At 66.3% G+C, this 23,311-nt stretch carries 11 protein-coding genes, 2 other RNA genes and 2 pseudogenes; 4 read left to right on the plus strand and 11 right to left on the minus strand.

Features of this window, described 5'->3' with window-relative positions:
- Positions 1–77 precede the first annotated feature (77 nt).
- The 6 genes and pseudogenes from XarbCFBP7408_RS13670 to XarbCFBP7408_RS13695 all read right to left on the minus strand — a co-directional run bounded on the left by XarbCFBP7408_RS13670 (position 78) and on the right by XarbCFBP7408_RS13695 (position 12,398).
- On the minus strand, positions 78–3,923 hold the full coding sequence (locus tag XarbCFBP7408_RS13670; RefSeq protein ID WP_181106938.1) for a LamG-like jellyroll fold domain-containing protein: 3,846 nt from the start codon (positions 3,921–3,923) through the stop codon (positions 78–80).
- A gap of 80 nt (positions 3,924–4,003) precedes the next feature.
- Positions 4,004–4,079, minus strand: a non-coding RNA gene (locus tag XarbCFBP7408_RS13675) — sX9 sRNA.
- Positions 4,080–4,146: 67 nt separating this feature from the next.
- Positions 4,147–5,175, minus strand: coding sequence for a pectate lyase (pelA, locus tag XarbCFBP7408_RS13680; RefSeq protein ID WP_104563418.1), 1,029 nt, complete (start codon positions 5,173–5,175; stop codon positions 4,147–4,149).
- Positions 5,176–5,308: 133 nt separating this feature from the next.
- Positions 5,309–6,157: pseudogene (locus XarbCFBP7408_RS13685) on the minus strand (pectinesterase family protein); the annotation flags it as partial.
- 13 nt (positions 6,158–6,170) lie between these two features.
- Positions 6,171–9,371, minus strand: coding sequence for a TonB-dependent receptor (locus XarbCFBP7408_RS13690; protein ID WP_104563419.1), 3,201 nt, complete (start codon positions 9,369–9,371; stop codon positions 6,171–6,173).
- Positions 9,372–9,617: 246 nt separating this feature from the next.
- Positions 9,618–12,398 (minus strand): TonB-dependent receptor, encoded by a 2,781-nt coding sequence (locus XarbCFBP7408_RS13695; protein WP_104563420.1) that lies wholly within the window; start codon positions 12,396–12,398, stop codon positions 9,618–9,620.
- Positions 12,399–12,682: 284 nt separating this feature from the next.
- Here XarbCFBP7408_RS13695 and XarbCFBP7408_RS13700 point away from each other — a divergent pair, with 284 nt between their 5' ends.
- Positions 12,683–13,705 carry a sugar kinase gene (locus XarbCFBP7408_RS13700; RefSeq protein ID WP_104563421.1) on the plus strand — a complete coding sequence of 341 codons (1,023 nt, stop codon included), beginning with the start codon at positions 12,683–12,685 and terminating at the stop codon, positions 13,703–13,705.
- A 235-nt stretch (positions 13,706–13,940) separates the two neighbouring features.
- Here the strand turns inward: XarbCFBP7408_RS13700 and fabV are convergent, their stop codons facing one another.
- Positions 13,941–15,149 carry an enoyl-ACP reductase FabV gene (gene fabV, locus XarbCFBP7408_RS13705; RefSeq protein WP_104563422.1) on the minus strand — a complete coding sequence of 403 codons (1,209 nt, stop codon included), beginning with the start codon at positions 15,147–15,149 and terminating at the stop codon, positions 13,941–13,943.
- A 293-nt stretch (positions 15,150–15,442) separates the two neighbouring features.
- Here fabV and XarbCFBP7408_RS13710 point away from each other — a divergent pair, with 293 nt between their 5' ends.
- The 3 genes from XarbCFBP7408_RS13710 (at position 15,443) to XarbCFBP7408_RS13720 (ending at position 19,324) form a co-directional block, all read left to right on the plus strand.
- Positions 15,443–18,781 carry a winged helix-turn-helix domain-containing protein gene (locus XarbCFBP7408_RS13710; RefSeq protein ID WP_104563423.1) on the plus strand — a complete coding sequence of 1,113 codons (3,339 nt, stop codon included), beginning with the start codon at positions 15,443–15,445 and terminating at the stop codon, positions 18,779–18,781.
- Complete coding sequence (locus XarbCFBP7408_RS13715; protein ID WP_104563424.1) at positions 18,778–19,200, plus strand: hypothetical protein; 423 nt, start codon at positions 18,778–18,780, stop codon at positions 19,198–19,200. Before XarbCFBP7408_RS13710 ends, XarbCFBP7408_RS13715 begins: the two co-directional genes overlap by 4 nt.
- A gap of 51 nt (positions 19,201–19,251) precedes the next feature.
- A non-coding RNA gene (locus tag XarbCFBP7408_RS13720) (sX9 sRNA) lies at positions 19,252–19,324 on the plus strand.
- A 65-nt stretch (positions 19,325–19,389) separates the two neighbouring features.
- Here XarbCFBP7408_RS13720 and XarbCFBP7408_RS13725 read toward each other — a convergent pair.
- From XarbCFBP7408_RS13725 to XarbCFBP7408_RS13745, 4 genes and pseudogenes are all read right to left on the minus strand, one after another.
- Positions 19,390–19,641 carry a hypothetical protein gene (locus tag XarbCFBP7408_RS13725; RefSeq protein ID WP_104563425.1) on the minus strand — a complete coding sequence of 84 codons (252 nt, stop codon included), beginning with the start codon at positions 19,639–19,641 and terminating at the stop codon, positions 19,390–19,392.
- A gap of 442 nt (positions 19,642–20,083) precedes the next feature.
- Positions 20,084–20,716 carry a response regulator transcription factor gene (locus tag XarbCFBP7408_RS13735; RefSeq protein ID WP_104563427.1) on the minus strand — a complete coding sequence of 211 codons (633 nt, stop codon included), beginning with the start codon at positions 20,714–20,716 and terminating at the stop codon, positions 20,084–20,086.
- A pseudogene (locus tag XarbCFBP7408_RS13740) lies at positions 20,713–21,913 on the minus strand (sensor histidine kinase). Before XarbCFBP7408_RS13740 ends, XarbCFBP7408_RS13735 begins: the two are co-directional and overlap by 4 nt.
- Before the next feature lie 81 nt (positions 21,914–21,994).
- Positions 21,995–23,233 carry a serine hydrolase domain-containing protein gene (locus XarbCFBP7408_RS13745; RefSeq protein ID WP_104563428.1) on the minus strand — a complete coding sequence of 413 codons (1,239 nt, stop codon included), beginning with the start codon at positions 23,231–23,233 and terminating at the stop codon, positions 21,995–21,997.
- Between the last annotated feature and the right edge of the window lie 78 nt (positions 23,234–23,311).

Here is a 23,311-nt window from a genome sequence, read left to right on the forward strand (position 1 = left end):
TGGCTTTGTCGGCTTTGCCCTCATCCGCCCTGCGGGCACCTTCTCCCGCGTGCGGGAGAAGGGATTGGTGGGTTTGGTTATGGGCTGTTTTTTGTCGTTGGCGCTTTGGTTGGGCTTGGTAGCGGCAGTTTATTGTTGAGGTCGGTAATCTCTGCGGTGTTGCCATCGGTGATGACGCGTAGTTGCGCGGCTTTTGCGCTTGCGGCGTTGGTTAGCGGCAGGCGCACCTGCGTGGTGATCGGTTGCAGATTGCGTGGGGCCGCGAGTGCCGGGAACGCGGCTCTTGCCAGCTCATTCCCGCGCGCATCCTCCAACACCACAAATCCCGCCGGTGCATCGGCATGGCCAAGGCTGTGCACGGTCACTTCGACCCCATCTGCAATCACGCGCACGTCGCCGTGGCCGATGCCCAGGTCCGGGCGCAGTTCGACTGGGCTGCTTTCTGCAATGCGTTCGAGCTGCAGGACGGTGGTGCGGCCTGCGGGGAAGTCGATGTCGATGGCCGCGCTTTTTTCGAAAGCGAGCTCTTGCGTCTTGGCGTTGCTGTCGAGCTTGCCGTCATTGCCTTTGCTCACGCCTTGGGTGATGCGCCATTGGCCCGGGGCGACGTTCCAGCCGGTCATGCTGGCGCGCTGGTTTTTATTCGACGTGTTGTAGGCGATGACGGTAAAGCGGTCTTGCTGGGGTGCGGGGATGGCGATGGCGACCTGGGTGGCGGCCTCTGGGTCATTGAAGCGCCAGCTGACGGTGTGGCCGGGGTAGGTCTGGTTGCGCTTGAGGGCCACGCCGCCAAGGCGTGCGCGTTGCAGGTTGACCGTGGGGGATTCCACGCGGTCGCTCCACCAGTGGCCTTCGGTGTTCATGTAGAGGTTCTGCAGTTTCTCCCGCGCCTCGCTGCGGTAAATGGCGGCGAGATAATCCAGATCGCCGGTCTGCTCCCAGGCCACGTGGTGCGGGAAGTCCGGGGCGCTGCCGTCGTCTTTATTTGCGGCGTCGATGAGCTTGCCGCTCCAGTCGCTGCGCTTGCCCATGACATCGAGGAAGTTTTCGTTGAGCAGGGAGAGGCCGTTGGGACCGCTATTGGCGACGCGGTAGTTAATGGCCTTGAGATAGCGCTGCTCGCCGGTGAAGCGGTAGGCGGCCCAGAAGGTATGCAAGGTGTCGGCGCCGCCGCTGCCTTCGAACAGTTCGCCGCCGCGGGTTTTGCCGGTTTGCCAGTTGATCTCGTTGGGCAGCGCCCAGTTGCCCTTGGCGTTGGTGTAGGCGTGGGCCAGATAGCCGTCGGCCAGGCCGGTGACGATGCGGCGGCTGTTGGGGTCGGCGTTATAGCCGCCCAGCAGGATGGCCGGGTGCACGATGGGGAAGGAGTACGGTTTTTGCCATTGCCAGTTGGGCTCGCGGTAGACCTTGCGGCCGCCGAACCAGTTGCTGGCAAACAGCAGGTGACCTTGCGGGTTGACCTGGATGATGGTGTCGAAGGCTTTGACGGTCTGCATCAGGCGCTCGACGGTGCGCGGGTCGCCCCAGTTGAGGTACAGCAGGGCACTGTTGAGGTTGATGCCCTCCTCATACGAGTGCAGCTCGTCGGTTTCGATGGTGGACAGGCCGTTGGTGAACATGCCGTTGCGGTAGTTGGCATCGGACAAAGCCAGCATGGAGGCGTTGAGCATGTCCGGGTCCACGCCCATCAGGGCGACGCCGGGCCACTGCTGCACCAGGTCCGAATCGTCGGAGATGCCGCCGCCGAAATCGCCGTAGGCCACCTGGCGCTGCTCGATCCACCAGCGGATGTAGCGGCGGGTGGCGCTGAGGTCTTGCAGCTGCCAGAACGCCCAGGCGGGCACGCCCTTGGGCACGCTGGGCAGCTCGACAGGCAACGCGCCCTGGTTGGCGTAGCTGATGTCGTTCCAGTACTGGCGGCCGAGGGCGTGGTCCGGGTCGACGCGCAGCAGGTCGGTGATGTCCGCGTCCAGGCGCTTGTAGAGCAGTTGGCGCTTGGAGGTGGTGTGTTCTTCCACCAGAAAGCCCCAGTTGTCTTTCACCTGGTTGAAGCGGTCGGCGACGTGCTCGGTGAGGGCCTCGGCGCGCGGCTTGAATACCAGCTGCAGCTGGGTGCCGTCGAGCGCGTTGGCGTTGAAGCCGGGCGCGGCGGCGGCGATGCTGAGCATCAGGCTGTCGTTGCTGAGGATTCTGTCGCGCAGGTCCAGCCACAGCGTACGGGCCTGGCCGGGGGCGACCGCGACCGAGACATCGATCATGTCGCGCGCGGGCCAGATGGGGTCCTTGATGCGGATGTTGAGCGGGATGCTGCCGTTGTGGGTGGCCGGCAGGTTGAGTGCCGGCAGGGTGATGGCGATGCCGTCCAGGCCGTCGTGCATGTTCTCCCAGCCGTAGGACCAGCTGCGCATCAGCGCCTGGTCCGGCGGCGGGTCGCCCAGGCTGGACGGCACCAGGATGTGCACGATGGGTTGCTGCGCGCTTGCTGCGGCCTTGTCGCTGGGGCGCTTGCGCGCCGGTGCCTTGGTGGGCAGCGCGATGACGGTCTGGTGCTCGCCTGGCGGGTAGCGGCCGGCGATGACATCGCGCAAGGGGGCGAGGTTGTCGTAGTCGGGCTGGATGTCGCTGCGCACGGTGTAGCTGAGTTGCGCGCTGCCCTTGGGCACCTCGCCCGGCTGCACGTTGTAGGCCCAGATTTCCTGGATGGGGGTTTCCTGCGCGGTGTTGGCAAAGCGCAGCGTGCCGCCGCGGCGCTGGGCGAACTGGTCCACGCTGCGCACCACGCCCTGGCTGCGTGCGAACAGCGGCTGCGCCTGTGCGTTGGGCGCGGCGTAAGTGGCCTGGCCGTAGGCGGCGCCGCGCAGTTCGATGCGGTTGACCGGCTCGTCCGGCAGGGTGAGGTCCAGCGCCTTGCCGCCTTCGACATAGGTGTTCCAGTCGGGTAGCTGGAAGTAGTCGTCGCGCCCGGGCAGGCGAGAGCGGTTGTAGACGCCGGGCCAGGTGGTTTCGGCGATGCCGTCGGTGGCCTTCCACATCCATTGCTTGAGGTCGCGCGCGTCGGCGAACTCCACCTTGCGGATGCGGGTGATGGGTGCGTCCAGCAGCGGCGGTGCGTGGCCGTTGTCCCAGCCGTAACGGTGCAGGAAGGCGGCGTGCTGCGCGTTGCCGGTGGGTGCTTCAGCGGTGGTGGGCTCCTGCAGGCGTGCCAGCGCGGCGGCGGCGCTGGCGTCGAGCATGCGGTCGTAGATGCGGATCTCGTCGAAGTCGCTGCCGCGCAGGAAGTTGTAGCGGCTCTGCACCTGGTGCGGCGACATCACGCGGCCGGCCAGGCCGAACTGGTCGAGTGCGGCGTCGAAGTCGAGCGCGCCACCGTTGGCGCAGGGCGCACCGCAATCCACGCGTGCGGCTTCCTTGCCATCCACATACAGGCGCACGCCGCGGGTTTCATCCCAGGCAAACGCAATGTGGGTCCAATCGCTGGCGGCCGGATTCTTGTCGAGCTTGAAGGAGACGCGGGTGCGCGCGAGGTTGGCGTCGGTGACGAAGGCATCGAAGCCGTGGCCGTTCCAGTCGATGCGCAGCCAGGCCATGTCCCAGCTGGTGTGGTCGGCGTAGCCGACGCGGAAGATCACGAACGGCGCTTCGCCGACCGGGTAGCGTGCGCGCCAGAAGAAGCTGAGCGTGCCGCGCTGGGTGTAGAGGTTGCCGGGCGCATTCCACGACAGCACGCCGTCGTCGGCCCATTCGATGGCGTTGCCGCGTTTGCCGGTGGGCACCAGCGCGATCTTGTCGCGGAAGTTGGGCACGCCGTCGCCGCGGGCAACATCGGCATCCAGGCCGCGGTCGGCCGAGACGCGGAACAACAACTCCGGTGCATCGGCAGCGGCCACGCTCACAGGCAACGCGATCAACAACAGCACACCCATCCAACACTTCAACACGCTCACTGCCTTACTCCTCGAAAAGCATCGCCGCCCGGGGTGACCGCGCGGCGGGTATTTAGAGCGGCTACCAAAACGTAGCGAGCAGCCGTCCGGCGGGTGTGGACGGCGCGCAGGAACCGCAGTGTACGAGTGGTACATGCCGATTCCGAGCACCGGCCGCGCCCGTCTGGCGGCTGCGCAGTCGTTTTGTTAGCTGCTCTCACTGTTACAGACCGTTGGCGGCACGCCACTTGGGAATGTCGTCCTTCAACAGCTTGTCCGGCCAGGTGCCGTGCCAGGCGTAGCCGACGCGGCGTTCGTTGGGCACCTGCATGTACTCGGTCAAGGCCACACCGTCGCGATTGGCATAGAGCGGGCGTTGATTCTGCAGGTCGTAGAAGCGCGCCCATAGTGAGGCACCCGGTTGCGCGACGAGGATCACGTCCTGGCCGGTTTCCTGGGTGGGGTCGTCGACCTTCTTGGTGGCCAGGTCGCGCATGCGGTGGGCGTCGAACCAGCGTGCAGCGGCCTCGACCGATGTCTTGATCTGCGCGGACTGGCTGGGCTGGCGCGTCAAAAAGCGCACGATGCTCACCGACTCGCCGGAGGCCAGCGAGGCCAGCTCATACGCGCGCGCCTTGGCCGGCTTGAGCGTGACCTCGTCGTACTGCGCGCCCCAGATGGTGAGCGTGCCGCCGATCCTGACCTGGGTAGCGAGCACGCATTCCAGCCCCTTGGTCACCGCCTGGCGGGCGCGTGCACCGTGGCTGGCACGCAGCAGCGCGCCGGTGTCGTTCTTGCCCTTGCTGATGTCCTGCAGCAGGTTGAGCACGCGCACCATCGCATCGTCGTTGTAGGTGATCTGGTGATGGTAGGACGACAGGTCCGGGTAGAACTGCGGCCAGCCGCCGTTGGCGTATTGCGCGGTGAGCAGATACTCCACGCCGCGCTTGGCGGCAGCCACGTACCTGGCGTTCTTCTCGGTCTTGTAGAGGGTGGAGAGATAGCCGATTTCGTAGGTGGTGGCCTTGTTGTCGATGGTGGCGTCGTCCTTGCGCCCGGGTTGCTGCAGCTCGGCGATTTCCGCAGCGGTCAAGGTGCGGTTGTAGTCGACGGCGACGCCCTTGTACTGCTTGGACCAACCGCCCGACGCGGTCTGCAGCAGCAGCATGTTGTCGGCGATCTTGTCGGCCAGTGCGGACAATGGCGCCAGCAACAGGGCGGTGGTGAGTGCGAATGTGGTGAGCGTGCGCATCAGAATGGCTTCCAGTTGCCGAGGATGGTGGTGCGGTCCAGCTCGGCGGCTTGCGCGGCGCGGCGCTGAGCTGACGCGACCACGCAACGCGGCGCGACGGGTTGGCGCCGGCGCCGCTGCTCTGGTACTCGCTGTAGCGGGCGGTGGCCTCGTTTGCGGTGTTGCCCCAGTTGTTCCAGCCCTCGGGCACGATGTGCGCGCCGAGCTGGCTGCCGATGAAGCTGACGCTGGCATACGGGCGCCATGGGCGGCCCAGCAACACGCGCGTCACGCCGCTGGCAGCGGTGACGCGTGCATTGCGGAACACGAAACCGTGTGCGGCCTCCTGCGGGGTGGAGGCGGCAGTGAGATAGCCGTCGCCCAGCGAGTGCAGCTGCACGTTCTCGAACAAGGCGGTGCCGGCGCCGAACACGAAATCCACCGTGCCTTCGACATAGCAATCGAGAAAATACGAGAGCTTGGCGCCGCGCAGGTACAGCGTGTCCTGGTAGCCGAGAAAGCGCACGTTGCGGAACGCGGCGCGATCGCCATCCACGCGCACCGCCACCGCCTGCCCGACCGGGCCGGCGTGGTTGCCGAAGCTCAGCTGCTCGGCAGTGAAGTCGTTGCCGGCGATGATGACGCTGGCCGAGCCGGAGGTGCCGTACTCGGTGCCGGCGGCCGGATCGATGCGTGAGGCGTAGTTGTCGTAGGTGATGACGGTCTGGGTGGCGCCGGCGCCGGTCACCTTCAATGCGGGGGCATTGGCGGGCACCACGATCAGCTCCTGAAACACACCCGCGCCCACTTTGATCTGCGCGCGTTTGCCACCTTGCACAGCGGCGTCGATGGCGGCCTGCACGGTGCGGTAGCTGGCACTGCCCTGCTTGACCACGGTGTAGACCGGGTCGGCGGCGATGGCGGCGTTGCTGCACAGGCCTGCCACGGCTACCAACGCGGTGGCGGCCAACTGACGTAAGACGGTTCTGCGATGCGGTTGCATGTCGCTCTCCTGGTCAGAACTTGTAGCGCGCGCCGATGTAGTACTGGCGCCCGGTGACGGTGTACTTGTCGGGCAGTTCCAGCGTGGAATCGACGTAGCGGCGGTCGGGGGTGTCGAACAGGTTGATGGCCTCGAAGGTCAGCGACAGCTGGTCGTTGAGCTTGTAGGACATGTTGAAATCGACGTTTTCAACGCTGTATTTGCCGGTCACGTCGGCCGTGACCAGGCGCTTGCCATCCAGGTCGTAGACGTCTTCCTGGGCGAGGATGTTGTTGATGTAGCCATCGCGGTAACTGGTGGACACGCGCGCACTGAAGCGGCCGTCGTCGTAATAGACGGTGGCGTTGTAGGACTGCGGCGAGAGATTGAGCAGGTCGCGCTCGGTGGCGGTGGTGGTGATGCTGGTATTGCTGTTGCCTGCGGTACTGAACAGGTAATTGATCTTGGAATCGACCTGGGTGTAGTTGAGCTGCACGCCGAAGTTGCGCCAGAACCCAGGCAGGAAATCGAAGGCCTGCTGGTAGGTCAGCTCGAAACCCTTGAGCGGGCCGCCGGGCGTGTTGAAGTAGCTCTGCACGTTGAAGATGGTGTCCGGCGTGAAGCCTGCGGGGAGCAGGTCCAGCGAGTAGCCCATCGCTTCCCAGGTGCTGAGCACGCGGGTGCGCTGCACGTAGCTGTCGATGTCCTTGTAGAACACCGCTGCCGACAGCAGCGAGCCTTCGCGGAAATACCATTCGGCGCTGAGGTCGTAGTTGGTGGAGCGGAACGGGTCGAGCTTGGGGTTGCCCAGGTTGATCGAGAAAAACCTCCCGTCATCGAAGAATTGCGTAGGGCCGCCACTGACGCTGGGCGACAGATACGCCAGCGTGGGGCGCGCCATGGTCTTGGCCGCACCGAAGCGCAGCACCACCTCGTCGCTGACATCCCAGGACAGGTTCAACGACGGCAGCACATCGCGGTAATTGTGGTTGACGGTGGTGGGCACCAGCAGTCGCTCGCCGGCCGCCGCAGTGGCGCTGGCCACGCCGAAGAACGATTCGCAGTTGGGCGAAATCGCGCCAGCCGCGGTGGCCGTGCATGGCGCGTAGCCGCTGGCGGCGATCTGCGTCTGCACATAGCGCACGCCCAGGTTGCCACGCAGCGCGCGCCCCCACAGGTCGGTGTTGAAGTCCAGCTGCAGGTAGGTGCCCAGGCTCTTTTCGTTGACGGCGAAATTGTTGTTGGACGAACCGAAGTGGCCGACATCGGCCAGGCGGTAGTCGCCGCCGGGCACGCCGGTGTCGCAGTCGCAATTGATGTTGAGCAGGTCGGCGACCTTCTGGAAATCCGGAATCGCCCAGGTGGTGGGGAAGCTGCCGTTCAAGCTGCGGCCGAAGCCGTCCAGGTTGGTGCTCAGATCACCTACGCCCACGCCGGCCGGCAAGGCCTGCGCCAATCGCCCGTAGGAGATGTTGCGCGACTCCGACGTGTCCATGTCGTAGTTCTTGTAGGCCAGCCCGGTGCGGAAGGTGAAGGTGGGGCTGATATTGAATTCCAGATCCACCTTGGCGGTGTCGAAGGTATTGCCCACCGACTGCGGGTTGAGCCGCACCTCGCTGATGTTGCTGCCGCGCGCGGTGCCGTTGCTGTTGACCGGCACTGCGCCGTAGCCCAGCCACTGCCAGTTGTTGGGGTTGCCCGCATCGAACGGGAAACTCATGCTGGGGTAATCGCCGCCGTTGCGCCGATCGAGCACGAAACCATCGAGATTGGTGTTGTCGAAACTCACCATCGAAAACTCGGGGCGTTCGTAGTCCGAGGTCGAGTGGCCGACCAGTGCATTGACGCGCACCTGGTCGTTGAAGCGGTGCTGCAGGTCCAGGCTGAATTGCTTGAACTCGGTGGATTCTTCGATGTTGCTGGATTCGGTGCGGAAGTCGACGTTGTCGAACACGCCGTAGGTGAGGCGGTTCTGGTCGTCCACCCGCGCCTCGCGCACCGCGATCTGGGTCTTGCCGCCGAAGTTGGCGGTGCGGTGCAGGTTGGCGCCGACCGAGTCTTCGCGTTGGTCCTTGTCCAGCTTGGAATACAGCATGTCGAAGTTCAGCAGGGTGTCGTCGCTGACCTTGAATTGCAGCGCGCCGGTGACGCCCAGCCGTTTGATCTCGTGATCGGTGCGGATATAGCGCGGGTAGCGCGGAATCCAGGCATTGGTGGCGGTTTCGTAGGCCTGGATGTTGTCCGGCGTATTGGCCGGACGCGCGATGCCGGCGCCGCAAGTGGTGGCGCTGATGCCGTAGCTGCCCCAGCCGTTGTTGCGGTCCTGGTTGGCCTGCGAGCCGACCCCGGCAGGGGTTTCGTTGGCCAGCGGGTTGCGCGGGGTTTGCGGGTTGTAGCCCACCGGCGAACAGAAGCCGTAGGTGCCGTTGTTGGTGGCGGTGCTCTGGTTGGAGTTGCGGTAGTTGCCGTGCTCCCAGCGCACCGGGTTGTAGCCTTCTTCGCGCAGGTGGCGCTCGCTGTAGGACACCGACATCAGCGCGCCGACGCGGCCGTCGGCCCAGATGTTGCTGATCAGCCCGGAAAACCGCGGGTCTTTTTCGCGCGAGAGATCGTTGTAGCCGTATTGCGTGGAGGTCGCCGCTTCGAAGCCGTCGAAATCGAACGGGCGCGAGCCACGCAGATCGACTGTTGCGCCGAGCGAGCCTTCGTCCATCTGCGCGGACTGGGTCTTGCTGATGGTGACGCGGCTGAACAGTTCCGAGGCAAAGGTATTGAAGTCGAAACCGCGGCTGCGGTTGACGCCGTCGCTGCCGCTGCCGGCGGTGGCCAATGCTTCCAGCCCGTTGATGCGCACGCGGGTGAAGTCCGACCCCAGGCCGCGCACCGAAATCTGCTTGCCCTCGCCGCCTTCGCGGTCGATGGAAACACCGGCGATGCGCTGCATCGATTCGGCCAGATTCAGATCGGGAAACTTGCCGATGTCTTCGGCATAGATCGCGTCCACCTGCTCCACGCTGTAGCGCTTGGCATCGAGCGATTGCTGCAGGCTTTCGCGGTAGGTGGCCTTGACCTGCACGCGGTCCAGGTCGACCGCATCGGTGGGCGTGGCCGGCGGGACGACGGTTTGCGCGGCAGCGCTCACACCGTGCAAGGCCAGGACGATGGCCACCGACAAACGTGCGGCGGACAGGCTGACGCCTGCCTCGGCGGCGGGACGACGCAAACGGGCTTGCATGATGCACTCACTCCAATGGCACTGGCTGCAATGACGCGCTCAGCCTCCCCACGGGCCACCGGCGTCGACTCGATAGACAAACCGGCCACCGTGCTGCGCGACTTTCATGTGCCGCGCGATGCGGTGTCAGCTGCTTGAAGTACGCCCATCGCGTTGCATGCGCTCACGGATATCGGGCGCAGGCTGCAGTGCGATCGGGCGTTGAAATGAGGCCCGCTGCGCGTGCGCGCAGCGGGCGGAAAACGGTCAATACTTGTAGCGTAGGCCCAGCATGTACTGGCGGCCGGTTTCGGTGTATTGCAGCGGCAGCTGGCCGGTGCGCGGCGACGATACCCACTCGTCGGAGGCTTCGTTGGTGAGGTTGATGCCTTCCAGGCTCAGCTCCAGCTGCTTGCTGATCTTGTAGCGCAGCGAGGCGTCGAGGATGGTGGTACCAGTCATACCGTGCACGCCATCCAGGTTGAATCCCTGCTCCTGGCCCGGCGCTGCGGTGAGATAGTCGTCGCGGTTGGTGGCGGACACGCGGCCGGCAAACGACTCGCCTTCGTAGAACAGCGTCGCGTTCCACGACGTACGCGATAGCCCGAGCAGATCGTTCTTCATCACCGGCGCGCCGTTGCTACCCAGGTACTGAATCTGCGAATCGACCCAGGTGTAGTTGAGCTGCACGCCCAGGTTGGCCCACTTGCCCGGCAGGAAGGTAAACGGCTGCACGTAGTTGGCTTCGACACCCTTCAACTCGCCTCCCGGGGTGTTGAGCGGGATGCTGAAAGTGAAGTCGTCGTTGACACTGGCGCCCGTACCGGCCAGCAACTCGGCAGGCAGGCCGCTGGTGGAATACGGACGCACTTCCCGCGCCGTCTGGACGAAGCCTTCGATGTCCTTGTAGAACAGGCCGACACCGAGCATGGCGCCTTCGTTGAAGTACCACTCCAGGCCCAGGTCCACATTGGTGGCCTCGATCGGATCCAGGTCCGGATTACCACCCGCCACGGTGCGCGCGCCGCCAGCCACCGCCACGGTCACGCCAGGAGTGAGGCTGCCCAGGCCGGGACGGCTCATGACCTTGGCCGCACCCAGACGCAGCAACAGGTCAGGGGACAGCTCGGCGACCAGGTTGAACGAGGGCAGCGTGTTGTTGTACTTGCGGCTGACGGTCACCTGCGTTGGTACGCCATTGATGACAGGTGACCCATTGGACTCCTGCTCGGTCCGGACATAGCGAACGCCGAAGTTGCCTGACAGCGGGATGGAACCCAGGTCGGTGGAAAACTCGCCCATCAACCACACGCCGCGATCTTTTTCTTCGACGCTACGCGTGTTGTTGACACGCGGGGCCACGGCAAACGTACCGCTGTTGCTGTAGATGCCAAAAAGATCAGCCACCGCATCCAGATTCGGGACGACCCATGCACCAGGGCTGCCGTTGATGCCCTTCAGACCAGCCTGTTCGGTCAGGCCCACCGGCACGATGCGTGTGCCGTCAGCGAAGGTCGGTACCGCCACTTCACTTGCGCGACGCAGTTCCACCGTATCAAAGGTGTAATCCTTGGCCAGCGCGCCGCCCTTGAGGCGGAACCCGGGACTGATGTTCCAGTTGAAGTCGATCTGTGCCGTATCGAAATCGTTGTCCACCGTCTGCGGACGCAGGCGAAGCTCGGCCAGTTCCCATCCGGCGGGATTGGTCGGGTCGATGCCGTAGTTCAGCACCGGCGCGCGGCTGTTGCCGCGATAGTCGTAGCTGTACCCGTCGACGTCGTACTTGTCCATGATGATGGTGGTCTGCACCGGGTTCTCGTGCGCAGAGCGCGAGGTGCCGACCCGGGCATTGACGCTGAAGGCATCGTTGAAGCGATGCTCCACGTCGAAGCTGATCTGCTTGAACTCGGTATTCCACTCGTCGTGGCGGTTCTCCGAGCGGATGTCGACGTTGTCGAACTCGCCATAGACCAGCGCGTTGTTGCGGATCTCGCCGTTGCGCACGATGGTGACGGGCTTGCCGTCGCGATCGGCACGGCGCGGGATGCCGCTGTCGCGGCCGCGGCTGAAGGAGATCGCTTCGATATAGTGCTCGTCGCGCTTGGCATCGATCTTGGAGTACAGCATGTCCAGCGACACCGTGGTGCGATCGGATGGCTTCCACTGCAAGGAACCAGTGAGACCCAAACGCTCTTGCTTGTGTTCCAGCTGGATATAGCGCGGGAATCGCGGGTGGTACACGTCAGCCGAACGCGCGGCGGCAAACGGCGAGGCCGCACTGAAACCACCGTTGCTGGGCCCATTGGCCCAACGGCCGGTGTTGGAACCCTCTTCAAGCACTTCTCGCTCGGTGTATGCCGCCGAGAAAAGCGCGCCGAACGTGTTATCGGCCCAGGTATTGGAAATCAGTGCGGCGATACGCGGATTGGCTTTTTCGGCCATGGCGTTGTATCCGGCCTGGCCATTCGCAGCGAAGGTGAAGCCCTCGTAGTCGAACGGACGCGCGGTGCGCAGGTCGACGGTGGCGCCGAGCGAGCCTTCTTCCACATCGGCCGAGGCGGTCTTGCGCGCGATCAGCTGCGAGAACAGGTCCGAGGCGAACACGTTGAAGTCGAAGCCGCGGCCGCGGTTGGTGCCGCCGCTCTGGTCGCCGGCGCCGACGGTGGTGAGCGCTTCCATGCCGTTGATGCGCACGCGGGTGAACTCCGGGCCCAGGCCACGCACCGTGATGGCGCGGCCTTCGCCGGCGTCACGGGTGATCACCACGCCGGGGATGCGCTGCAGCGATTCGGCAAGGTTGAGGTCGGGGAACTTGCCGATGTCCTCGGCGACAATGGCATCGACCACGCCGGCTTCGCCGCGCTTGATGTCCAGGGCCTTTTCCACCGAGGCGCGATAGCCGGTCACCGTGACGGTGTCCAGGTCGACGGCCGGTTCTGCGGGCGCTTGGGTGGTTTCTTGTGCTGCCAGGTGGCCGCTCAGCGCAAGGCCGATCGACAACGCCAGCAAGGTAACCGGTGTCTTCCGGCTGGTGGTCCGAAATTGCATGTCCTCCCCTCCCAAGGGTCCATGAACAACATGAAAGTCTGGTTGTGAGCGGCAATGACACCGCTGGTCAAAACGACGTTACCAGCTGAATCCTCCCGTAACATCTTGCAGCGCAGCAGAAAACCTCAGCCAATTTGCCTTAAAGGGGTGCAAGCGATCACTGCGCGTCGCATCATGGGCCTCGCCGGGCGCGTTTGGCGTCGGCTAGAATGACACCGATGGTCATCCTGACGCGCAGCGGTCCCCCCGCACCGTGACGCACCACACAGCCGAGGTACTGCCGCATGAGTCGAGCCCGCATCCTGTGTTATGGAGAGTTGTTGCTGCGCCTGGGGGCGCCTGGTCACGAGCTGCTGCTGCAGCAACTGCGGCTGGACGTGCATTGCGGCGGGGCCGAGGCCAATGTCGGCGTGTCGCTGGCGCATTTCGGCCACGCGGTGGCCATGGTCAGCACGGTGGCCGACAACCCGCTGGGCGCGGCGGTGCTGGGCGAGTTGCGCCGCCATGACGTGGACACCCGGCATGTGCGGCGGGTGGATGGACGCATGGGGCTGTACTTCCTGACCACCGGCGCGATCCATCGCCCCAGCGAGGTGGTCTACGACCGCGCCGATTCGGCGTTTGCGCTGGCCCCGGCCGATGCCTACGACTGGCCGGCCCTGCTGGACGGGGTGCAGTGGCTGCACCTGTCCGGGGTGAGCCCGGCCCTGGGCGCGGAGGTTGCGCAGGCCACGCTGGCGGCGGCACGTGCCGCGCGGGCGGCCGGGGTCAAGGTGTCGTTCGACGGCAATTACCGGCCGAAGTTGTGGCAGCGCTGGCAGGGCGATGCGCGCGGCATCCTGCACCAGCTGTTCGCCTGTGCGGATGTGGTGTTTGCCGACTACCGCGACATCGGCGTGGTGCTGGGCGGCGAGTTCCCGCAGGACACGCTGGAAGCGCGCGTGGAAGCGGCCGCGCAGCAGGCCTTTGCCGCATTCCCGCAGCTGCAGCTGATGGCCTGCACGCAGCGCGTGGCGCACAACGTGGACCACCACAGCCTGGGCGCGATGCTGGTGCCGCGCAGTGGTGCGGTGGCGCGCGCGCCCAGCGAGGAACTGAGCCCGATCATCGACCGCATCGGTGGCGGCGACGCCTTCGCCGCCGGCGTGCTGCACGGCCTGATCGAAGGCTGGTCGCTGGACGACACGGTGCGCTTCGGCCTGGCGGCCGGCTGCCTGAAGCACTCGATTCCGGGCGATTTCAATCCGCTGTCGGTGGCCGATGTCCAGGCCTGCGTGGGGGATGCGCGGTTTGATGTGAGGCGCTGACGCGCCGGGATTGGGGAGTCGGGATTGGGGAATCGTAAGAGCTTAAGAGCGCTGGCTTTCCTCGTTCTTTCCGGATTGGTTGCCCACAGAGCGCAGCGCGTTTCGTAACAGCAAGGGCAACCGGCATCGGGTGCCGATTGTCCTTGCCGCAACGCATTTGGATCCGCCGAAGATCAGCGATGCAGCCACCCACCGCTCTTGCGAATCCCTAATCTCCAATCCCCAATCCCGGCAATCACCCCAACTCGATGCAGTCGAACTTCACGTCCGTCTCCACATCGGCGTCGTAATCCACATCGTCGCGCTCGAAGCCGAACAGCTTGAGGAACTCGTGCTTGTAGCCGGCGTAATCGGTGAGCTGGAACAGGTTCTCGGTGGTGACCTGCGGCCATAGCGCCTTGCAGGCATCCTGCACGTCGTCGCGCAGTTCCCAGTCGTCCAGGCGCAGGCGGTTTTCGGCGTCCACCTCGGCGGGCTGGCCGTCTTCGCGGTACAGGCGCTCGCGGAACAGGCGGTCGAGCTGCTCGATGGTGCCTTCGTGCAGGCCCTTTTCCTTCATGATCTTGTAGACCATGGAGATGTACAGCGGCATCACCGGGATCGCCGCGCTGGCCTGGGTGACCACCGACTTGAGCACCGCCACGTTGGCGCTGCCGCCGCGCGTGGCCAGGCGCGCGTTCAAGCGCTGCGCGGTGCGGTCCAGGTCGACCTTGGCCTTGCCCAGCGCGCCGTGCCAGTAGATCGGCCAAGTAATCTCGGTGCCGATGTAGCTGAAAGCCACGCTGCGCGCGCCGTCGGCGAGCACGCCGGCGCCTTCCAGCGCGTCGATCCACAGCTCCCAATCCTGCCCACCCATCACGGTGACGGTGTCTTCGATCTCCTGCGCGTTGGCCGGCTCGATCGAGGCCTGGATGATGGTGTCCTTGTTGGTGTCGATGGCGGTGGCGGTATAGGTGTTGCCGATCGGCTTGAGCGCCGAGCGCTTCACTTCACCCGTGCCCGGCAGCTTGCGCACCGGCGAGGCCAGCGAATACACCACCAGGTCGACGTGGCCGCCCATCTCGGTCTTGATCAGCTCGATGACCTTCTCGCGCGCGGCATCGGAAAACGCATCGCCATTGATCGACTTGCTGTACAGGCCCGCGGCCTTGGCGTGCTTGTCGAACGCGGCGGAGTTGTACCAGCCGGCCGTGCCGGCCTTGGTGGCGGTGCCGGGCTTTTCGAAGAACACGCCCAGCGTGTCCGCACCGAACCCGAACGCGGCGGTGATGCGCGAGGCCAGGCCGTAGCCGCTGGATGCGCCGATCACCAGCACTTTTTTCGGGCCGTCGCTGCGCACGCCACGCGCACGCGTTGCGGCGATCTGCTCGAGCACATTGCGCTCGCAGCCAAGCGGATGCGTGGTGGTGCAGATGAAGCCGCGCACTTTGGGATGGATGATCAACGTGGACTCCTGGTCAGCAAGATGCTGGCGGCATCTTAATCGCTGCCCTGCTGGCGAAACAGCCTGCGGCACAACACACGCCGCTGTATGGGCCTGCGTGAAGGCCCCCGAAAGCGTCTGGCCCGCCACGCCGGCAGGCAGGCATCTTCCGCGCACGGACACGAACGAACAGCGATCACCATCGATTTCCTGCGTCAGCGGCTGTGCTACGTTTGCGCCTGCCGTGCCGTGCCTGGCCGCGCCTGATGGCGATCGTCAAGGCTCCTCCCACCGTGCGACCGGTATCCGAGCGAATGTTTCTTCGAAGCGAGCGCGTCACGCAGCTGGGCTCTGTCCCGCGGTTTCGGCTGGGGCCCTTGCTGGTCGAGCCGGAACGGCTGGTGCTGCTCGACGACGGCCAGACCATCGCGCTGGAACCGCGCATGATGGAAGTGCTGATCGCACTGGCCGAGCGTGCCGGCGAGGTGGTCAGCGCCGAGCAGTTGCTGATCGAGGTGTGGCACGGCGGCTTCTACGGCGACAATCCGGTGCACAAGACCATCGCCCAACTGCGCCGCAAGCTGGGCGACGACAGCCGCCAACCGCGCTACATCGAAACGATCCGCAAGCGCGGGTATCGGTTGCTGCCGAAGGTGGTGTTTCCGGATGACTACCGCGGCGCGGTGATCGGCGCGCAGGTGTGGGCACACGGCAGCCCGTACGTGGGGCTGCAGGCGTTCGATCCCGCGCACGCCGAGGTCTTCTTCGGCCGCAGCCATGCGATCGCGCAGGTGCTGGGCGCGCTGCGCGCGCAATTGCACAGCCAGCGCGGGCTGGTGCTGGTGAGCGGCGCCAGCGGCTGCGGCAAGACCTCGTTGCTGCGCGCCGGCGTGGTGCCGGTGCTGGCGCAGCCCGGCGGCCTGGATGGGCTGGAAGCCATCGCGGTGGCGTATTGCAATCTGGCGCAATGCCGTGGCGGCGATGTGCTCGACACGCTGGCGCGCGCACTCGGCGACTGGGCGGCCGGCGGGCGCGCGGTGTTTTCGCCGGCGCAGATGGCGGCGTTGCCCGCGTGGCTGCAGCGCCCTGCCCCGCTGCATGCGGCCATTGACGAGGCGATGCGTCAGCGCGCACCCGCGCGCAATCACGCACAGAGCCAGCGCCACCTGCTGCTGGTGATCGATCACGCAGAAGCGCTGGTGGCCACGCCCGGGATCACCGATGCCGACCGCGCCGCACTGGCCGCGGCCCTGCAGGCGCTGTGCAGCAGCGCGCAGGTGGCGGTGCTGGTGCTCACCCGCAGCGATTTCTATCCGCGCCTGATCGATGCATTGCCGGACATCGTCGAGCTCAAACGCGGCGACGGGCATGTGGATCTGCTGGCGCCGCGCGATGGCGAGATCGGCCAGATCATCCGCGTGCCGGCGGCCATGGCCGGGCTGCGCTTCGAAGAGGACCGCGACAACGCCAGCCGGCTGGACGATGTGCTGCGCGATGCCACCGCGCGCCAGCCCGATGCCCTGCCGTTGCTGCAGCATCTGCTGCATGCCTTGCACGCACAACGCAGCGACGACGGGCTGTTGACCTTCGCCGCCTACCGCGCATTGGGCGGGCTGGAAGGCGCATTGGCGCACCATGCCGAACACACCTTCCGTGCCCTGCCGGCTGCCGCACAGGCGGCGTTGGGCGAGGTGCTCAGCTTGCTGAGCGTGATCCACCCCGACAGCGATGCGGTGACCGCGCGGCGTGCGCTGTGGTCGGCCCTGCCGGCGCACGGCGCAGCGCGCGTGCTGGTGGATGCCTTCGTGCAGGCGCGGCTGTTCGTCAGCGAGCTGGTGGCCGGCGAGCCGGGCTTTGCGGTCGCGCACGAAGCGGTGCTGCGGCAGTGGCCACGCGCGGCTGAGTGGATCCACGAAAACCGCCGCCTGCTGCAGGCGCGCAAGCGGTTGCAGCTGGCCGCACAGCGCTGGGCCGCCGAAGGCCGGCGCAGCGATCACCTGCTCAACAGCGGGCGCCCGCTGAGCGAAGCACGCGAAGCCGCGCGGCGCATGCCGCAGGATCTGGATGCGCTGGATCACGCCTTCCTGCATGCGTGCGAACGCTCGCAACGCCAGCGCCGCGGCCTGTACGCCGCCGCCGCGGCGTTGCTGGTGGTGCTGGCCGGCGCCTCGCTGCTGCTGGGCTGGCAGGCACGCCAGGCGCAGCAAGTGGCCGAACAACGCCGCGACCAGGCGCAGCAACTGGTGAGCTACATGCTGGGCGATCTGGCCGAGCAGTTGCGCACGGTGGGCAACCTGAAATTGCTCGACAGCGTGGGCAGCCGCTCGCTGCGCTATCTTGAGGATCTGCCCAGCGCCAGCATGCACACCGGCGATCTGATCAACCACGCACGCGCCCTGCGCACCACCGGCGAAGTGTTGATGAACCAGGGCAAGCTGAAGGAGGCGCATGCCGCTTTCACGCGTGCCGCCGCTGCCGCCGAACAGGCGCGCGCACAGGCGCCCGCGCTGCTGGAGGCGCATGCGGAAACAGGTCAGGCGGCCTTTTGGTTGGGCAACATGGCCTATCGCGGCAAGCAGTTTCCGTTGGCGCACACGCACTGGTCGCAGTACCTGGCTGCCAGTGAATGGTTGGTGCGTGCCGCGCCGGACGACCCGCGCTGGCAACTGGAGTTGTCGTACGCGCTCAACAATCTCGGCACGCTTGCCGCGACCCGCGGCGACACCACGACGGCGATCGGTTTTTTTGCGCGCGACATCGCGCTCAAGCGTGTGCTGATCACACGTTCGCCGGACAACGCATCGCTGCGCTATGAATTGATCGACAGCTTGTCGTGGCTGAGCCTGGCGCAGGAGAACCAGGGCTTGCTGGCGCCTGCCGAGCAGGGCTACCGCGACCAGATCGCGATGTTGCGCGTACTGGTGGAAAAAGACCCCGACGCCAATGCCTGGCGACGGCGTCTGGCGGTGTCGTTGATCCGCGTCTCCAATCTGGCGCTGGTGCAGGGCCAACTGATACAGGCCCAGCGCGACGCACGGGACAGCGTGCGCATGCTGCAGTCGCTGGTCGCACTGCAGCCGGACAATCAGACCTGGCGCAGCGATCTGGCGCATGCGTATGCGCAGGCCGGCTGGATCGCCGCACTGGACGGGCATGCGGATCAGGCCACGCAGCAACTCGGTCAGGCGCGTCACACCATGGACAGCCTGCTGCAACACGCGCAGCCGCTGCCGGACTGGCAGTTGCTGGATGCCATCATCGGGATGCGGCTGCAGCGCATTCACGCCGGTCACGCGGGCGGACTCGACCAGATCGTTGCGCGCGTGGATGCCTTGCATCGCGCCAGACCCGACGATCTGTCGGCCACCTCGACGCTGGCACTTGCATTGGTCTGGCAGGGCGAACAACGCGCTGCAAGCGGCGATCACGCTGGCGCGCGTGCAGCGTGGGAGCGCGCGGTGACGCTGCTCGGCAAGGACGTCGGCAACAGCCGCGACAAGAACCTGCTCGACCCCTGGATTCGCGCCCACGTGCATCTGGGCCAGCGCTCTACCGTTACGCAACAGCTCGGATGGCTGTACCAGGCGGGCTACCGCCACCCGGGGTTTGTCTCCTTCTATGCCCCGCCGCTCAAGGAACAGGACAAGTCATGACGGAATTCAGTATCAAGCTCACAGTCGCGCGGGTGGGATTCGGAGGAAATACGGGTGCTGGCGAGTATTTCTACAGCTTTGCTCCGGATCTGCTGATTGTCGACAAGCACGACGGCGTTTCGACGTTGCACTACTACTTCGATGAAGACGTTGTCCCGAAGCATTTCGTCATCAAGAGCCTGCTGACGACCGATGTATTCAAACAAATCGGCGACCCCGATATTGCCACTGACGGCCGCAGCGTCACAATCGTCAACGCCAATAGCGTCCCCACGCTGATCTTTCTGACCATCATCGTCGAAGACCCGACCCGCACGGACAAGAAGGGCAATAAAGTCTGGTTCAGCTGTGATCCCCAGGTCGGCAACGATCCGAAGATCAACCCGCAGGAAGTACCGCCGATCAACAAGGGCAAATAACACCACGCCTGCGCTTACCGTCAGGCGGGAGCGGCCGGCGCTCGGTGCCGCATGTACACGCGTACATGGCGACTGCTGTGCCGTCCGCACCCACCTGGCGACTGCTCGTTACGTTTTAGCGGCCCCAGGCGCTCCCGGCAGTGCAGGCGCCGCTGCCTGCCAGCGGATGGATGCTCGCCCCGCGGTTGGTCACAGCCAGGCCGGGGGCACTTCGGGGCCGAGCGCAGTGCATGGATGCCTGTCGCATGCCCGCACTGCGGCTCGCTGCAGCTGCGGCTCGCCGGGCCCGACGACCATCCTCAGCACCGGATCGACCGCCGACGGCTTGATCAGCAACGCGGCCTGGACCCAGGGTGCGGGCAGTTCGGCCTGCGTTGGACCCGTCCAGGCCACCATGGCAAGCAGAATGGCGCGCAGGGCGATGGGAAAGGATTGGCGCATGACGGACTCCGCAGCAGACCGGAGCGCGGCGCGTCCCCGGGCGGCCTCGGTGGCCGCCGGATCACCTTCGTGCGTGGCCGCGCGGCTGACCTGACGGCAACCTTACGGTTGCTGGCCGAACCTGACGGATGCTGGAAAATCCCTATGGAACAATTGCATAGGCCTGCCATGTCGAGCGCACCCTGTCGTCGACGCAGATCGTGAGGAAGTACTGCAAAGCCATCGGTGGCTTCGCCCCGTACCCTCACCCCAACCCCCGCTCCGCGCCCCAGCCCGCGCTTGCGGCGCGGGCGCTCCAAGGCACGCGCGCCGGTGGCGCGCGAACCGTGCCTTCTCGCCCCGCGGGGAGAGGGGCTTTTAGACCCCGCTGCGCGCCCGGGTCCGCGCTTGCGGCGCAGCGCTCCAACGGCCCTTACGATTCCCCAATCCCGATTCCCCGCCCTCAGATCACCCGCAACGTGATCGCCTTCAACACCGCCCGGGTGCGGTCGCGGGTGCCGAGCTTTTCCAGGATGGTGGAGACGTAGTTCTTCACCGTGCCTTCGGCCAGGAACAGGGTGCGGGCGATCTCCTTGTTGGAATAGCCCCCGGCGAGCAGGCGCAGGATCGCCACCTCGCGCTCGCCGAAGGTCTCGCGCGGCGGCTGCTGGTCGCGGAACTGGTAGCGCGCCCGCACCGGGTCGGTGCTGACCGGCTGCAGCAGGGTCTCGCCTGCGGCGACCCGCTCGATCGCCTCGCGCAGGTCTTCCGGGGCGGCGTCCTTGAGCAGGAAACCCTGCGCGCCGGCCTCGGTGGCGCGCAGCAGCAGGTCGCTGTCGTCGAAGGTGGTCAGCAGCAGCACGGGAGTGCGGTCGCCGCGGGCGCGCAGTTGCTGCAGCGCCTGGATGCCGTCCACGCCGGGCATGCGGATGTCGCTGAGCACCACGTCCACCGTGTGGACGACCAGCGTATCCAGCAGGCCCTGGCCGTCGTCGGCCTCGCACACCACCTCCACGCCCTGTTGCTGCAGCAACGCGCGCAGGCCGGCACGGACCAGGACCTGGTCGTCGGCCAGGGCAATACGACGTGAATTCATACCGGGAGTCTCGCGATCAGGTGCATGCCGCCAGTGGGTGTACGGCCGAGGTCCAGCTGGCCGTGCAACGCAGCCAGGCGTTCGCGCATGCCGGTGATGCCGTTGCCTTCGCAGATGCGTTCGGCGCGGTGGCCATCGTCGCAGATCTCCACCTGCAGCCGCGTGCCTTCGCAATGCAGGTGCACGGCCACTTCGTCGGCATCGGCATGCCGCACCGCGTTGGTCAGCGCCTCCTGCACCAGCCGCAGCAGCAGCTCGGCCACGCGCGCGTCGGTGATGCGCACATCGGCATCGATCTGCAGGCGCAGCGCCGGGCGCGGGAACGGGGCGGCCAGCGCGCGCAAGGCGGTGTGCAGGTCCAGGCCCTGATCGTCGCGCAGCGACTGCACCACGTTGCGGATGTCCGACAGCAGTTCGGCCGACAGCTGCTCCACCACCGCGACCTCGTCGCGTCGCGCCAGCACCGGGTCGGCGCCGAGCAGGCGCAGGTTGATGCGCATGGCGGTGAGCTTGTGCCCGGCCACGTCGTGCAGCTCGCGCGCCAGGCGCAGGCGCTCGGCATCGCGCGCGCTGTCGGCCAGCAGCGCGCGGGTGGCCAGCAGGTCGGCATTGACGTAGGCCAGCGCATCGCGCGCGCGCTCGGCGCTGCGCGCGTAATGCGCGGTCAGCGCGGCGAAGGCCTGGAAACCGGCGTAGATGCCGACGATCAACCACGGGCGCTCGAACCCGGCCTGCACCAGCAGCGCATACATGCCCGCGTTCAACGCCAGCGCCAGCAACAGCACGCGCACCGGCGGCCAGCTCATGCCCGCCTGTGCCACCAGCATGACCAGCAGCACCGGGGCGGTGCCGGCACGCGGCTCCATCCACACCAGCAGCAAGGCCAGGACCGCCTGCAGCAGCGTGGCGACAGTGCGCAAGGCGTGCAGCGACGGCAACACGGTGTGCAGCAGGAACAACGCGGTGAAGCCGGCCAGCACGCCCCAGCGCCAGGCGCCCTGCGCTGACGCATCGGGCATGAACGACAACGCCACCGCCGCAATGGTGAACGCACCGGCCAGGCGCAGCGGATGCGAGAGATGACTCAGGGAAGAATGCATGCGGCGATGCTGACGGCCGCGCGGCCACTCGGCAATGCCGCGGCTGCAGAAAGTGACTTCCGGCAGGTGGAGTGCGGCGACCTGCGGCCCCTGCCATCGATGCGGCGCGTCCGCCATTGGCTAACCCACCCCATCGCCCCGGGCCAGGCCCTACCCGCGTCCGGTCTGCGCCCTGCGCTCACTCCGGTGCGGGGCGGTGACGGCCGGCAGCGGGCGCCGCCTGCTGCCTGAGTTCCAATGCATACGCCCACAGATCGTCGAACAGCTGCGCATTGACCCTGGCATCGCTGCTGTCCAGGGAGGTGTTGCTGATCAGCACCACCGCAGTGTCGTGCGCCAGGTCCGACAGCATCTCGGTGTGCACGCCCGGGTCCGAGCCGCCGTGGCCGATGCGGGTGACGTTGTACTTGGTGGACCAGAAGATGCCGGAGTTCTTCTCGTTCAAGGCGACGTTATCGGGCGTGTTGGGGGCGGTGTACTGGAAGCGCAGCATCTGCGCGGTGGTGGTGGCGTCCAGGATGCGCACGCCCTGGTACTGCCCGCCATCGAGCAGGGCGATGAACAGCCTGGAAAGGTCGTTGACGCTGGTGCGCACGCCGCCGTCGGGATAGGTGGTGAGTTCGTACGGCGGGATCGGCACGCTCACGCCGAACTGGCTCACATACAGCGTGGCCTGCGCGGCGGCCGGCAGATCGGCCGCATGCCAGGCAGTGTGCTGCATGCCCAGTGGCGCGAAGATGCGCGTGTGCGTGTAGCGCTCCAGCGACTGGCCCACCGCACGCGCGACGATGTAGCCCACCAGGCCGGCACCGATGTTGGAGTATTCGCGATGCGTGCCGGGTTTGACCGGCAGATAGTTCTGCGCCTGGTAGTCGCGCCCGCCGGGCGCCAGATAGCCGCGCAAGAAGTCGCCCAACGGGGCGACCGGCAGGCCTTGCCAGCGATAGGTGTCGCGGTAGACCTCCCAGCGGTCGGTCAGGCTGGAGGTGTGCGTGGCCAGTTGCCGCAGGGTGATCGGCACCTGCGGAAACTGCGGGTTGCGCACCGCGAACGGCAGATAGGTGTTGATGTCTGCATCCAGCGCCAGCTTGCCGTCCTGCACCGCCTGCATCAGCGCCACGCCGGTCACGGTCTTGCTGATCGAGCCGATGTTCATGACGGTGTCGGGCGTGAATGGCGTGCCGCGCGCGCGGTCGGCAAAGCCGACGCCGCCGGTCCAGACCACCTTGCGGTCGCGGATGATCGCCGCGCCCAGGCCGACGACGCCGGCGGCGTCCATGTGTTGCTGGAGCGTGCGTGTGATGGCGTCCGGCGCGGGCGGCTGACCCGGCCCGCCCGCCCACGCCTGACCACTGCAAAGCGCACCGATCGCCAGCCCGACCGTTACCGTCCATCCCGCTGCTGTGCCTGCACGCATGGCGCCCTCCGTCCGTGATGTGGTTGCTGCAGATGCCCCGCGTGGGCGGCACCGGCAAGCGCCAGCGCCGCTGCGGCA

The organism is Xanthomonas arboricola pv. guizotiae, assembly GCF_002940205.1.
In the GTDB taxonomy this organism is placed as follows: Bacteria; Pseudomonadota; Gammaproteobacteria; order Xanthomonadales; family Xanthomonadaceae; genus Xanthomonas; species Xanthomonas arboricola_C.